We start from the raw sequence: 12,340 nt of genomic DNA, 5'->3' as shown, positions 1-12,340 counted from the left end.
GGGCGGGAATTGTGCCGCCGGGAACCGGAGCGTCACTGCGCCGAAATGCCCGAATTGCGATGACTCCAACTACGGCCACGACGAAAGCGCCAGTGGCCCAGGGGATCCACGCGGGGTTGGCTCCCAACACGCTTCCCGTGGTCAACAGAAGAGTGACCCACACGGTTGCGGCGACGATATTCAACACCGCGAACCTCGAGAACGACAACGAGGAACCCGCAGCGAGACGTGGCCCCAAGGTCCTCGCGCCTCCGACGAAATGCGTGGTCACTGTCCCGACGCGCGCATCCCCCGAAAACAACTGACGTGCCCGAGCAAGCACCCTGTTGATCAGGCGCGCAAAGCGGCCTGCGCCGGCGATATCAGCGCGACACGATCCACGCCTGATGGACCGAAAGGCCAGCTGAGCCCCTGCTGTCGACGAAGCGATCAGGACGATCGCCGTCACGACGGGATCAAGTTCGCCCAGCCCCACGAGAGCACCGACCGCCAGAACCGTGCCAGTACCCGGGAGGAGAAACCCGACGAGCAAGCCGGATTCCACCAAGAGGATTGCGGCAGCCACGAGCAGAACCATCGGAGCACACCAGGAAGCGATTGAGGCTATGACATCGATGAACAGATCCATCAGATCCCCACGTCCAACGGTGACGGCCGCTGCCATCAAATACGAGTATTAACTCGTAGAATACCATTCGTCTGGATTCGCCGCCTGCGATAGCGTGACTACCGAGACAGAACTGCGGGGCTCAGGTGTGGCCCAGCGCAATAAGCGGCTGCTTCAACACCTACTCGCCTCTGAGCGTTGCCGACACCGATTCCCGTCCGCTTCTGCGGTCGAACGCCGCGAAGCAATCGGCGACAGCGTGCGCCCGATCCAGCGCCGAAGGAAATTCCGCGAGCTGCACATTCCACAATTCGCAGCACACCTCCAGCCGCGGAATGTTGGTTGCGGGGATCCCATGGGCACCGGCGGTCAACGCCGCGATATCTGCGGGCAGGTGGTGCCAACGCGACCGGACACCATGCCGGTGAAAGACCTTGCTCAAAAATGCCGCATGGATCTCCGGATCTGCGCCGCCGAGCGTGTTTCCAGCCAACACATCACTGAGCGCCGCGAGCTCCGTTCCAATGGTCAACGCGTCATGCTGCGCCTTTTCCACCAGCCGTCGACGGTGGTATCCGCTGAGCTGCAGGAATGTTGAATCCGCCCGTTCGAGCTGTGCCGATGTCAAAGGCAGCGCGAGATCCCACACCCTCCCGGATGCACCGTCGATCGCGGCGAGCTCGAAGGCCTCGTGAGCCTCGAACGACGGCCCCGTGGTGTGGACGTCAACAACGACGAGCTGCCGGCCCCTCATCCCCGCAACTCCCCCTGCCACACCGAATCGATACACGGCACACCCACGCCGGCAGTATCGACGTCGAATTCGGTCATCACCGCGGCGAACCTGTCCACGACGTGTCCTACGGCGTCCCCGCTTCCGTCGACGTTCACATCTCCACCGCTCTTGTCTCGCATGATCATTCACCCCCACCGATAGGCCAAGGCCCCTGTTGGCTGTCTCTGTCGATGCACACTAGCGTCAGGACCGGACACCACGAACAGCTCGAATTCTCATCCGCAGGCCAACGGGTCTGCCGTTCAAACGGTTGTCAGCCCTAACTACCAGTGACATCGCCCCCCAACACGAGGACCATCAGAAGCGGCCTGGCCGCAACGACCAGCTCAGCGGGTTCGCGGTTGCACCTCAGGTATCTCCACCCGTCGATTTGAGTCAAGGACGACGAGTTACAGCGGGGGCATGTGCCTGCTGCGACGAACACTCGTGGAGGTTCAGATGGGCGAAATAAAATGCCGACCGTTAATCCTGATCAGGGGGTTCGGCGGCGTCGATGTCGCTGATGATCAGCGTAGTGCGTATCAGGGATACAACGACGGCACGGTCTACCCCACCAAGCGTGGTGACAACTACATCTACGAGGGCTTCCTGCTCCGCGCACTGAAAGCGAAGAGGTACCGCTACACAGACGCGACCAACGTTGTGGGCTACTACGCGCAGAATGTCGAAGGACCCGCCGACACGGGCGAATACGACCCCTCTGATGTAGGCGGCAGCGTTGTCATCGATCCGCGCACGGCCGCGCGCGTTCTCAACGAGGCCACTTCCGGGACGATATGGGTGTACCGATTTTACGACCTCTCGCCGCGGACCCTGGCCCGATACGCGGAAGGGCTGGTCCGCCTCATTTCCCTGATCGAACGGTCGTCAGAACAGCACAACCAGACATTCGACGGCGTCGACGTCATCGCCCGACTAGTAACTTGGGCTTCATCGCCGACCACGAATGGAGCGCTGCCCATAATCGCACTCTCTCGATCCTGCATCCGAACCACGCGCGCCGCACCCACAGTTGTCACGACCACGCAGACCCGTTATACGCTCACTTAGCTGTCTTCCATACATTTTTGCGAGAGGGTTTCTTCACTGTGGCCAAGCTAGAAACGATTCAATTGGTCGACGACATCGACGGATCGGTCATCGACGACTCCGGTGAAACGATCGAGTTCGCGGTCCAGGGCGTCGAGTACGTGATCGACTTGAAAGCAAAGAACGCCAGCGAGTTTCACAGAAAGCTCGACTACTACATCAAGCACGCCGCGCGGGTTGGCGGACGCAAACGTAAACCCTTCCCCGCAACCGCGTCGACGCCTTCGACAGCCGGGACACCGGCCAAGCGTGACCCGGCGCAGACTCGCGCAATTCGGCAGTGGGCGGCGGACAACGGTCACGAGATCGGCGATCGAGGCCGCATCCCCACCGACATCGAAGAGGCGTACAACGCCGCACACTGACAGCCCAGGAAACTCACCTGGCACGTCATCGAACGCCGGATCACCGACGCGCTCCGAACGATGTTGGTCACCGGCTCGACTACCCGAAAGGGCGATTCGGATGTGCGCACGATCGGCTCTGCGATCAGCGGGTGCAGCGGCGATACCCAGTCTGCTGCCGACTGACGTAACAGGCCCAAGGCAAAGACCGCGTCCGGTGTCCGGGCGACCACCCCTGAAGGGCTCACACACATCTCTCGTACGCCGACACCGGTGCCCCACGACAACGTGAGCTGGCCCGGCTCGTCGCCCACTACCGGCCGCGGGTAACCGGCGGAGATCAAGGCTTCCCGGAGTCCCCGCCACCGCTGTTCATACCGCCACTGCACCGGCAGCCGCGATCACGGGCCCCGTCAACCGCAGGACGGTGTCGAGATCGCCGCCGTCACCGAAGCCCCCCGGCCCGGCGGTGGTCGTCACGCCGCACACGATGGCCATGACAGCATCGGCAGTGTCCACCGATATCGTCGGCAGCCTGCCGTTGCTGGTCAGAAGGGCCAGGACCGCGGCCCTGAGAGGGTGGTAGGTCGCGGCCCGTGCGACGTCCTCGTAGTGGAGGTCGGTCCACAACACCGCTGCTGCCCTCAGAGACCAATACCGTTTCGCATGAGTGAAGTAGCCGCCGAGCAAGTCCTGAACATCGGCCACAGTGTCTCCTGTAGACGGGCGATGCGCCCGGAGGAACTCGCATTGTCGAGCAGCCTGGTCGACCACTGCATGAACAACAGCGTCCTTCGATGGGAAGTGGAAGTACATGCCCCCTTTGGTCACCCCTGCAGCCTGTATCAGGTCGTTGACCGTGACGCCGCTTCCCCCACATGCGATGGTTCGAGCCGCACCGGTAATCAACGCGTCACGGGTCCGTTGCGCACGTTTCTGCGGAGGACGCGCGCGATGCTCGGCATTCTCCCGCTCCGAAACCTTCTGATCGGCAACCGTCATGTCACACTCTCTCCGGTCCATCGCCACATAGGACTGCCTTCTACTCCGATTCGCACGCGCGGATCCGACCATCTGTCGGCGACCGAAGCACTACCGTCCCTAGGCGAGGAATTTCGCCATTCCAAAGTCGATCGGCTCCAACAGTCCACGATTATGCCTGCGGAGGTGGACACTTCGAGCACCGGCAAATATTCGGGAGTCGGAACATCTGCTGCCGCGTGAGGCGCAATAGGTACGGAAAAATCTCTCCTTTTTCACCACTCACGTTGCGTCAACCGACCCCAAGTTCTGGATCCGAATACTGTTACGAAATGGATATCAGTGGTGTGGCCTCGATTATCGGAGCTCTCGGTATCGGATCCTTTGCGGGCCAGTACCTGATCGGCAGTCAGCAACGCCGTCAACTGCGTAGCGAGGTTCTCCGGCACTTGGCGAGCACCGAACGCACCCGATGGGCAGGGTCGTCGTCCACTGATCCGTCGTTTCAGCACTTCAAGGACAGTGTCCGCGAGCTTGAGACGGCCGCGATCATTGCACGGGTTCCGCGACGGCCACTGCGTTTGTACATCCAACTGGCCACTGTGGCGCGCCTGACGAGCGACGACGACGTAAAGCAGAAAGACGGTCAGGAAGAAGCCGGGGGAATCAACACTGCGCTGGGGCGATGTGTGCGCTTGTCAGCAGCGCAGCTCAGTCGACTGATGTGGTCGCCGTGGCTCGCCAGAGCAGGCATGAAGCGACGGGTAAACGCGATCGAACGAGAAGCTCAAGGCCTCGACGCTGAGGTCCTCGATGCGGTGGACAGGGCCAAGCAGTTTCACACCTACTACTGAAGCTGCAAAGGGGTTGGTAAACCCGAATTGCAGTTCAGGCGATGCATTTTGCGAACTACCTACGCCGGTAGTCGTGTCCTAGCCTGCAGCGATCGCAGCGACGACGTGAGCTGCGGCGATGGTCTCACTTACTGCAGAACACGCTCGTACCAACGCATCCTGCAATACGACCAGCTCCCGGCGGACACTGCGACCGGCCCCGTAGTGGTCGAAGAGATGCTGGAGGGCGTCAGCGTCGATGACGTCGACCGCGCCGAGATTCGGATTTCCCGCGGCCTGGCGGGCCCGCCTACCGATGATCGACCCCAGCGCGGCTGAATTAGCTAAGGCGGGCAGGGTGATTCGCGTGTTCAGGTATTCGCGAGCCTGTTTGTAGTGGGGGCTGTCGATGTAGTCGTTATGGACGGCGACGACACATGCTGCCGGAAGTCGCTCGGCGATCATCCTCAGAGTCAAGCCGAAGAACATTGCGATCCGCGGCTCCGGATCGACGCCGATACCTGGACGACGTATCCACTGGTCCGTGTCATCGAGCACGAGCGTCGGAATCAAGCCACTGCGCGAAATCAGTTCCAGGACCCTGATGGCCTGATCCACGACATCCTCACCTTGCGATGGTTCGTTCACCACGCTGCCGAGCTCGATCGCGAGATTGCCGGCCAACCATGGGAGACCAACCGAGAATTTGACCGGTCGATGTGGGGAACCTCCACGCATTTCCCGAGCAATCTTCTGGACTGCCCGGTTCTCGTCGAGCTGTTTGGCGATGGTGTTGACCAACAGACGCGGGAATTCAGCCGGATCGGAGACGAGGGAGTCGGTCTGAAATCCCATCCTGATCCTCAGTGCTGCAACGTTTTCGGAGTGAAGAGCGTCCATCACGTACTCGGTGATCGAGGACTTACCCGAGCCACTGGCACCGATCAGAGCCACACGCTCACGCCGCCGAACAGCGTCCATGAAGCGCTGCTCGTAGTCACCACTCACGGGGCCAGTGAGGACGTCGAACGGCACATGGACCTGCCACATACGATCCGGATCCGGCGACGGGTCGAAGGCCTTCGAGTCCCGCAATTGACGCAGTAGGGCGTCACTCATTTCTGGTCCTCCGGATCAGCGTGTTCGGTCCGCAGCCATTCCGCCGGCGGAGTCAACTCGTACACCCGCCGCGGCCGCCCGGGACCTGACGAGACTTCGCTGCTCCGGACCAGCCCCTTCTCGTAAAGTTGCTTGAAGACTTGTACAGCACGAGGACGCGTCCACCCCAACGCGGCCAGCAAGTCTTCATCCGATGCGCTGACCGGGCCCCGCACCTTCATTTCGGCCGCCAGCATCGACGCTGGGCGACCCAAAGCCCAGAGCGCATTGTCTCTATCGGCGAGGGCCAGGTAGTTGTCCTCGTACGACCCGGGGTCCTGCAGGAATCCCCGCAGAGCACTTACCAGATCTCGGGGGTTTCGCCCTACCGCATCAGCGAGGGTGCTGGCTTGCGGTTCCATGTCGATTCCCGCGCGGCGAGTGATCAACTTGATGCTTTCCGTTCTCGAGAGCGGGGGTACGTCGACGATCTTCTCGAAGAATGCATCTGCAGGCGGAGTCAGGAGACCTTGACGGTCACTTTCACGCACCGACACCGCCCACAGGTATCCCGTCGCCCACACCTCATCGCGGTACCGCCCGAACAGTGCGTGCCCGGCCGATGCGGTGACGTCGTCGACGATGATCACCGGATACAGCCGCGTCCCAAGCGGAGCAGTGCCGTCGTCGCTTTCTGCTGCCCACCTCCGAAGCGTGGCGTCGATGAACTGCAGGCGAAAGTCACTCAATCGCCGCAGCAAGACGTCGGGCCCGTCACTGTCGACTGCCGGTTCGCCGGTGACCTGTTCTACGACGCGGGCGAGCACGTCACGGCCGTCCGAGATCCCCTCGACCCGAACGAAGCTCATCGGGAAGTCGCCTTCGCGGCGGGCACCGGTGAACGGCTCTCGGCTGTCGAGCTGCAGCTGTCTAAGCAGCGACGTTCGGCCTGTGCCGCGGTCCCCCGTCACCAGAACGTTGAGCTCAGCGTTCAATCCGTCCCATATCGCGGCGAGTTCGTCTCGCCGGCCGACGAACAGTTCGGCGTCGACGGAATTGTCGAGCAGAGGACGTGCGCTGATCTTCATGAGACTTACAGTACTTACTGTAAGTTTCGTTAGCAATACCTTGCGGGCGGTTGACCACGATCGCTACAACAGATCTGGTACGTCCAAGATCGCGACACCAGTTTCTTCACGCCACCGCTCCAGCAGGTCCGCTCGCTCAGACAGGGTGACCGTGGCCTGGACGGTATGACGATGCTCCTCGCCTGCCACCCCCGCTTGCCCGAACAGTGCAATGCACCGCCGGGCATGTTCGAGGTCGTGGCGGGCCCAGTACCGCAGACCCTCGAACCCGGCCTCCCGTAACGCGGCCGCCCACCGCTGCGTCAGCGGATAGTCGGCGGTAGTAAAGATTTCTGCCGTGACTCCGAGCGCGACACCGGTGTTCGCAGTCAGATCAGCGAGCCTGATATCAGCATCCAACGTGATCGTCGACGCTGCACGCGCATCGACCTCGTATCTCGGCACGACCTGTTGGCCACCGAAAATCTCCAGGAGAGTGACCACTTCGTCTTCGGCCAGGTAGCAAGTCCCATCAGGGGCTTCGAGGTCGAACCTGCCGCCGCCATTCGATGAGTACCACCACGGTCCCAGACTGGCCTGATGCGATCGAAACAGCTCGGCCCCAGCCGGGTAGACGCACGACGGAAATCGCTCCGCCAATTCACCGACGGGCTTGGGCTCGAACAGATGAACGACGGCGCGTTCAGCGCTCACGCCGCAAGCCGACTGACCGCAGCCCGGGCAGCGCGAGCAGCCGTAGGAACGTCCCCGTCGAGAAGTGCTTGCCGAGGTGTACGGCCGTCGAGCTCTGGCTGTTCGGTAGTCAGCCACGCGACCGCCAACCATCCACGCGGGTCCTGCCCCGCCCACACACGCAGCACCTCTTGGATGCCGAGAATCGGCTTCGCCGGTTGGGCATCGGTGAAGCCTGCGGCGGCGTAGCCGTATTTGCCGTTGCTGCCGGTCAACCGAAGAACGCGGTTCTCTTTCACAGCCTTGCTCAAGGCAGCACGCGTCCAACCCGCAACGTCGAGGGCCTGACTGGGGGTCAAGATTTCCCCTACGTGCTCACTCCACGCGCGACGCGCCTTGAGGCCGTTGACGATGCCGCCGAGGCCCGCTATTGCATACGCCAGATCACGCTCGTCCGGCGCGCCACTGGCCTCGACCAGCCGGTGCGCCATGACCTCGAAATCCTTCTCGACAGTGGACATACCCTGATCATCCCCGGCTGTTCGCGTCATGTCAACCATGTCAACCTGAATACAGGGATGTGATCGTTAGCGTGCGGGAAGTGTCGTACCTGGCCGGTACGGTCGGGACGCGAAACTCCTGCGACGGGGCAGAGAGTCGAGGTGGGTTGGGAGCGTCTAAATGTCACCGGTGAGCAAGAAACGCAAGGGTGCAGGCAAGGGGTCAGGGCGATCGCGTAGCGGTCCGGGAGCCGCTGCATTGCCAGAATGGGCGCAGCGGGCCGGGTACGTCACACCACCGGTAGCGGGGATCCGTCCCCCTGCGAATCCTGGCGTGACTGCACCGGCAGAAGTGCAGATCATCGACCGGCATTGCCAGATTTGGCAGGCCTACACCGAGGGCGGTTTTTCCGGCACCTGCATTGCTGCGGTGCGTTGCCTGATTCCGGCATTGCGTGACTACGGGATCGAGGCTGAGCCGTTGGTCGTGTACGGGCAGGTGGCGTGGTCGGACGAGCAGTGGGTGGAGCTGGGAAGCCGCACACCGAAATGGGAGTCGGACACATGGTGGACAGGACACCTAGTGTTGTGGATTCCGGCAATGGGCCGGATTGTCGATCCGACCGTCTACCAAGCAAACCGGCGCGGAATGCCGACAACGATCACTCGGGCTCTGGTCTTCTCGATCGGTTCACTAGATCTGATGGAGACAGCGGGAGTGAACAAGGATGGTGCCCTGGTGCAGTACGAACGAGTCATCGGCGCGGACATGAGTTGGTTCGATCGCGATCACGCCGATCGCGAGGCGATCGAAGATGCCCTCCGAATTCTGCGAAGCGCAGTATCCGACTCACTCGGCAGCAAGGCGGACCGAAAATCTGGTTGGATGGAGACCGCGACCCACCCACCATTGGTGGAAGCCTTACGCCTACGAGGCTTGATCTCCGCAACATAATCCGGTAGCTACGCAATCTTCTCAGCGGTAGGCATCTGACCGGTGTGAGATCGCGGTGACCTGCACGATGCGCTGCCCGGCGTCGATCAGATAGAGAACCCGGTAGGTGCCTCTGCGGGCGCTGTAGGCGGGCGAAAGCGGCGGGGCCAGGGGCTTCCCGACCCGCTGCGGATTCTCCAGCAATGCTCCGGTGATGAACTCGTACACCGCAGCGGCGACCTTCTCGGGAAGAGTGTGACTGATAGCGCGAGACGCTGATCGAGCAATCACAAGCCGATACGGCGCTTCAGGCTCACTCACGCGCGGGTAGACCGGCCAGCGACCCGCATGACCTCGGCCAACTCCTTCGCATCGAGACTGTCACCCTCAGGCAGCTCCGCCACGCCCCGAAGATGAGATGTCAGCAGTTCCTGATCCGATAGCACTGCAATGGTCTCCTGCAGCGCATCGAAATCGTCGGCAGCGAGCAACACAGCAGCCCGGTGCCCATTACGGGTGATCTCATACCGGGCGTGGGTTTGTTCTGCATCGTCCACAATCTTGGACAGACGCGCACGCGCATCCGCGACCGGCAAAGTAGTCATGTACATAATTAGAGCGCAAATAGTGCGAGGGTGCAATTGCCGTTCGACGCGACACAGCACTAACTGGTGACCAAAACCCGAAGTTCGCCCATCCGACTTCAGTGCGCGCGGTCAGCGGCGTGGGAATTTCACCACCGCTCTCGGACTCGCTGCAGCCGCCCGAACATGCCGTAGGTCCTAAGATGCATCGTCGAACGGCCCGAATGCCGCTTCGTCCCAATGCCGTTCGAGCGCCGCGTTCCATTCGTCGATATCCGACGCGGAGAACAGATGCATGTTGTGTTCGGTGAGCAAGAACCCGGTGTCGCGCCATGCTTGGAAGTAGGCGGGGTTCTCCCCTGCTTCGCGGGCCTTGTCGATCAGGGAGTCCACGTCCGCCAACAAGTTCTCCTCACTGATCTCCTGCGGCGTGTCAGCAGCTGGGTCGAAGAACAATGGATCGTTCGGCCCGAGATCTCGGCCGAACTTGTCCCGAAACGCCTGTCGCTGCTCTTCGAGAGAGTCGTTGAGCTCCGCACCACCCACCATGTCCTTGCTCCACGACAGAGTGCGCCCACCGTCGGCGTTGGTGCGCCGTTGCACGAACGAGGGATCACCGCTGCGCTCGAGCACCAGCGCAGCGTGCTGCTCACGTGAGACCCCTTGCTGTGCAAGTCGCTTTCGACGTTGCTGGACCTTGCGGGCGCGTTTGTCGCCGGCGGAGGTACGTTTCGATGTCATACCTCCACCGTCTCAGAGATTCTCCAGAACATCCGGTATTCGGCCGATTGCTAACCTTCACGCTATGAGCGCAATCAATCCGAGGGTGGCGTTCGCTGTACCGATGTTTCTCGAAGCGCTGGCCTTGATCGAGTTGGGCCAGCCTCAGCCCGCTGAAGTCCTGGAACATCCGAAGATGATGGCTACCACGATGCTTACTCTGCTCAGTCATGGCGACGACGCGATCTTGGATCTGGGAGATCTTGCGCTCGCGTCGCTTGCCAGGGCTGCGATCGCGCTCTGCGATGCTCCGACTGAATCGGGTGCTGTGGCGACCTACCAACACGCGTTAGACGCGTGGGGTGAGATCAATGCGAACCCATGATCAGAGCGAGACTGGAACAAAATGACCGGCACCATCACACTTGCGGGGGCGTCCTTCGGAACAGCTCGGACAAGCCCTGCAGAGCCATCGTAACCCGATCTACGATTGTCTCGAATTGTTTGTCCGGCTGAAGAGAATTCAGTCCTGCGGCCGACAGCGCAGTCGTAAATTTCGTGCCCTTCATGTGGGCCGAGCCTGCCGATCGGATTCCCTGAAGCTGGCGTAGGGGTCCGACGAGACCATTCGGGTCGGCACCCAAGTTCTCGACGAGTAGCTGTAGGCAGGCAAGCGAAGGACTATTCGTGTCCGCGCCCGAGGACTCTCGAAGAGTCTTGACATCGAGTGCATCCACGATCCCTTTCGACAGAACCATGACACCGTTGTCGCTTTGGCCTTCGGTTGGATTGGTACACAATGCCAAGGCATCGAACGCACGGAGGTCAGCCGGGCCGAGTTGCTTGTACAACGACTCACCGAAGTAGCCAGTGAACGCCTCGATGAGTTCTGCCTTAGCTCGTCTCAGCCGAGCAGGGTCAGGGCGTTCGTCCTCTACCCACTGGCCCGCTAGGTCCCGCACGCTACGTGTGATGGTTATTCCACCGTTCGGCGGGACGTTGTGTGTGAGCCAGTGCTCTCGCTCGGTCTCGGGTAGCCGGATGAGGTGTCCCAGCCACACCTGGACGAGGTTGGCACCGTTGATGTCGACATCGATGGCCCACCGACCGTGGCACGAGACATCGGTCCGCAGCACCGTGTAGCGGTCTGGGTTGTCGCGGTATCGGGTCAGAACATCCGTGTCGAAGAAGACTGGGGTGAGGTAGTTCGCTTCATCGCGCTCGCAACTCAAACGAACCTCGTCGCCGGTCGAGGGGTCGATGTCAACGATGAACGATTGAAACCGCTCAGGCCTTTGCAGATCGTCGGGGTGCTCGCCAGCGGACGCGAACGGCAAAACTGCCTGTTTCCCAACCAACTGCGCTACGAAACCAGGCCCCCGATACGCGTCCCACGCCGTGTAGGCGAACGCTGCGTCTTTGGTGCGAATCTCAAGGTCGATCCGAGCTTCATGCACGCTGTCGTCAGCCCGAGAATGGGCGTGCTGGATCACCAGGCTCATGCTCCGGGCCGCGAGATACTTTCGGAGGTGCCGTGCATTGACTCGAACCTCGTATTCACCAGGATTCGGTCTGACGATCTCGACGACCTCCTCATCGCGGCCCGCGTGATTAGTTCGATACATTGTCTCGTTCGATCGCGTGATCAGGCCCAACCACCATACGAACGACGGCGTGAATTCGATAACGGGTTCTGTGGTTGCCGATGGCACCCAGGACACGTTGACGAACAGATGAAGGTCGTAGCCATCAGGGTTGGAGGTCAAGCCGTCGCGGAAGGCCGGGAGGCGATCAGAGCTGTAACTGGGCTCGCCGAGGTCGTTGATGGACCAATCGGTAGTGGCGAGGAATTTGCGCTGGTCCGATGTCGCCACCAGAAGAGGTTGAAGCGAGCTGTACTTGATTCCGCTCCCTCGATTCCGTAGAACCGAGATCCACTCGGTCGGCTCCGCCTGGATCTCCGAGAGGTAGCTCCTCAGCTGGAGAATCGTGGGCAAAGCCTCATAGCGCTCAAGTGAGCCGGAATTCGGCAGTGGATCGGTCAGCACCCCCTTGATCGTACGGAGGGCAGGCGACCGGGCTGAGAGTCGACTT

16 protein-coding genes and 1 pseudogene are annotated in these 12,340 nt (G+C 61.4%); 5 read left to right on the top strand and 12 right to left on the bottom strand.

Annotated features, from left to right (window positions below; translation table 11 throughout):
* Nucleotides 1-788: 788 nt before the first annotated feature.
* Nucleotides 789-1,382 carry a hypothetical protein gene (locus tag CH273_RS22205; RefSeq protein ID WP_141214635.1) on the bottom strand — a complete coding sequence of 198 codons (594 nt, stop codon included), beginning with the start codon at nucleotides 1,380-1,382 and terminating at the stop codon, nucleotides 789-791.
* Complete coding sequence (locus tag CH273_RS27815) at nucleotides 1,358-1,522, bottom strand: hypothetical protein (RefSeq protein ID WP_155289035.1); 165 nt, start codon at nucleotides 1,520-1,522, stop codon at nucleotides 1,358-1,360. The genes CH273_RS22205 and CH273_RS27815 overlap by 25 nt, the downstream gene beginning before the upstream one ends.
* Nucleotides 1,523-1,829: 307 nt before the next feature.
* Here CH273_RS27815 and CH273_RS28280 point away from each other — a divergent pair, with 307 nt between their 5' ends.
* Together CH273_RS28280 and CH273_RS28275 are read left to right on the top strand one after the other, a co-directional pair.
* Nucleotides 1,830-2,453 carry a hypothetical protein gene (locus CH273_RS28280; RefSeq protein WP_230591901.1) on the top strand — a complete coding sequence of 208 codons (624 nt, stop codon included), beginning with the start codon at nucleotides 1,830-1,832 and terminating at the stop codon, nucleotides 2,451-2,453.
* Between the two features lie 38 nt (nucleotides 2,454-2,491).
* Entirely contained in the window at nucleotides 2,492-2,857 is a 366-nt protein-coding gene (locus tag CH273_RS28275; RefSeq protein WP_015586104.1) for a histone-like nucleoid-structuring protein Lsr2, read from the top strand.
* A gap of 351 nt (nucleotides 2,858-3,208) precedes the next feature.
* Here CH273_RS28275 and CH273_RS28270 read toward each other — a convergent pair whose 3' ends face one another.
* Together CH273_RS28270 and CH273_RS28505 are read right to left on the bottom strand one after the other, a co-directional pair.
* Entirely contained in the window at nucleotides 3,209-3,544 is a 336-nt protein-coding gene (locus CH273_RS28270; protein WP_230596322.1) for a hypothetical protein, read from the bottom strand.
* A gap of 75 nt (nucleotides 3,545-3,619) precedes the next feature.
* A pseudogene (locus CH273_RS28505) lies at nucleotides 3,620-3,838 on the bottom strand (TetR family transcriptional regulator); the annotation flags it as partial.
* 311 nt (nucleotides 3,839-4,149) lie between these two features.
* Here CH273_RS28505 and CH273_RS22190 point away from each other — a divergent pair.
* Nucleotides 4,150-4,671 (top strand): hypothetical protein, encoded by a 522-nt coding sequence (locus tag CH273_RS22190; RefSeq protein WP_015586102.1) that lies wholly within the window; start codon nucleotides 4,150-4,152, stop codon nucleotides 4,669-4,671.
* A 78-nt stretch (nucleotides 4,672-4,749) separates the two neighbouring features.
* Here CH273_RS22190 and CH273_RS22185 read toward each other — a convergent pair whose 3' ends face one another.
* The 4 genes from CH273_RS22185 to CH273_RS22170 form a co-directional block, all read right to left on the bottom strand.
* A complete protein-coding gene (locus tag CH273_RS22185) occupies nucleotides 4,750-5,769 on the bottom strand; it encodes a P-loop NTPase family protein (RefSeq protein WP_032364995.1) in 1,020 nt (339 codons plus the stop codon).
* On the bottom strand, nucleotides 5,766-6,836 hold the full coding sequence (locus CH273_RS22180) for an ATPase AAA (protein WP_015586100.1): 1,071 nt from the start codon (nucleotides 6,834-6,836) through the stop codon (nucleotides 5,766-5,768). Before CH273_RS22180 ends, CH273_RS22185 begins: the two co-directional genes overlap by 4 nt.
* 63 nt (nucleotides 6,837-6,899) lie before the next feature.
* Nucleotides 6,900-7,529, bottom strand: coding sequence for an RES family NAD+ phosphorylase (locus CH273_RS22175; RefSeq protein ID WP_015586099.1), 630 nt, complete (start codon nucleotides 7,527-7,529; stop codon nucleotides 6,900-6,902).
* Complete coding sequence (locus tag CH273_RS22170) at nucleotides 7,526-8,029, bottom strand: hypothetical protein (protein WP_015586098.1); 504 nt, start codon at nucleotides 8,027-8,029, stop codon at nucleotides 7,526-7,528. Before CH273_RS22170 ends, CH273_RS22175 begins: the two co-directional genes overlap by 4 nt.
* A 313-nt stretch (nucleotides 8,030-8,342) precedes the next feature.
* Between CH273_RS22170 and CH273_RS22165 the strand changes: the two genes are divergently transcribed.
* A complete protein-coding gene (locus CH273_RS22165; protein ID WP_032364994.1) occupies nucleotides 8,343-8,963 on the top strand; it encodes a hypothetical protein in 621 nt (206 codons plus the stop codon).
* Nucleotides 8,964-8,984: 21 nt separating this feature from the next.
* Here the strand turns inward: CH273_RS22165 and CH273_RS22160 are convergent, their stop codons facing one another.
* From CH273_RS22160 to CH273_RS22150, 3 genes are all read right to left on the bottom strand, one after another.
* Nucleotides 8,985-9,233, bottom strand: a complete 249-nt coding sequence (locus tag CH273_RS22160; protein ID WP_371828030.1) for a type II toxin-antitoxin system RelE family toxin — start codon at nucleotides 9,231-9,233, stop codon at nucleotides 8,985-8,987.
* Between the two features lie 26 nt (nucleotides 9,234-9,259).
* Nucleotides 9,260-9,547: a type II toxin-antitoxin system Phd/YefM family antitoxin gene (locus CH273_RS22155; RefSeq protein WP_230591632.1), complete on the bottom strand. Its 288-nt coding sequence runs from the start codon at nucleotides 9,545-9,547 to the stop codon at nucleotides 9,260-9,262.
* Nucleotides 9,548-9,724: 177 nt separating this feature from the next.
* Entirely contained in the window at nucleotides 9,725-10,267 is a 543-nt protein-coding gene (locus CH273_RS22150; protein ID WP_015586094.1) for a hypothetical protein, read from the bottom strand.
* Between the two features lie 64 nt (nucleotides 10,268-10,331).
* On the opposite strand from CH273_RS22150, the gene CH273_RS22145 reads away from it, so the two are divergent.
* Nucleotides 10,332-10,631: a hypothetical protein gene (locus CH273_RS22145; RefSeq protein ID WP_015586093.1), complete on the top strand. Its 300-nt coding sequence runs from the start codon at nucleotides 10,332-10,334 to the stop codon at nucleotides 10,629-10,631.
* Between the two features lie 34 nt (nucleotides 10,632-10,665).
* Here the strand turns inward: CH273_RS22145 and CH273_RS22140 are convergent, their stop codons facing one another.
* Nucleotides 10,666-12,294: a hypothetical protein gene (locus CH273_RS22140; RefSeq protein WP_052049375.1), complete on the bottom strand. Its 1,629-nt coding sequence runs from the start codon at nucleotides 12,292-12,294 to the stop codon at nucleotides 10,666-10,668.
* Between the last annotated feature and the right edge of the window lie 46 nt (nucleotides 12,295-12,340).

Origin of the sequence: Rhodococcus sp. 05-339-2, from assembly GCF_002258965.1 — a bacterium.
Taxonomy (GTDB): Bacteria; Actinomycetota; Actinomycetes; order Mycobacteriales; family Mycobacteriaceae; genus Rhodococcoides.
Note: the sequence above shows the minus strand (reverse complement) of the source record. Positions and strands in the feature narration are given on the sequence as shown.

Excerpts from the sequence above, each read along its gene's own strand:
- CH273_RS27815 (WP_155289035.1), bottom strand. The coding sequence starts at position 1,522 with ATGCGAGACAAGAGCGGTGGAGATGTGAACGTCGACGGAAGCGGGGAC.
- CH273_RS22190 (WP_015586102.1), top strand. The coding sequence starts at position 4,150 with ATGGATATCAGTGGTGTGGCCTCGATTATCGGAGCTCTCGGTATCGGA.
- CH273_RS22185 (WP_032364995.1), bottom strand. The coding sequence starts at position 5,769 with ATGAGTGACGCCCTACTGCGTCAATTGCGGGACTCGAAGGCCTTCGAC.
- CH273_RS22180 (WP_015586100.1), bottom strand. The coding sequence starts at position 6,836 with ATGAAGATCAGCGCACGTCCTCTGCTCGACAATTCCGTCGACGCCGAA.
- CH273_RS22170 (WP_015586098.1), bottom strand. The coding sequence starts at position 8,029 with ATGTCCACTGTCGAGAAGGATTTCGAGGTCATGGCGCACCGGCTGGTC.
- CH273_RS22155 (WP_230591632.1), bottom strand. The coding sequence starts at position 9,547 with ATGACTACTTTGCCGGTCGCGGATGCGCGTGCGCGTCTGTCCAAGATT.
- CH273_RS22150 (WP_015586094.1), bottom strand. The coding sequence starts at position 10,267 with ATGACATCGAAACGTACCTCCGCCGGCGACAAACGCGCCCGCAAGGTC.
- CH273_RS22145 (WP_015586093.1), top strand. The coding sequence starts at position 10,332 with ATGAGCGCAATCAATCCGAGGGTGGCGTTCGCTGTACCGATGTTTCTC.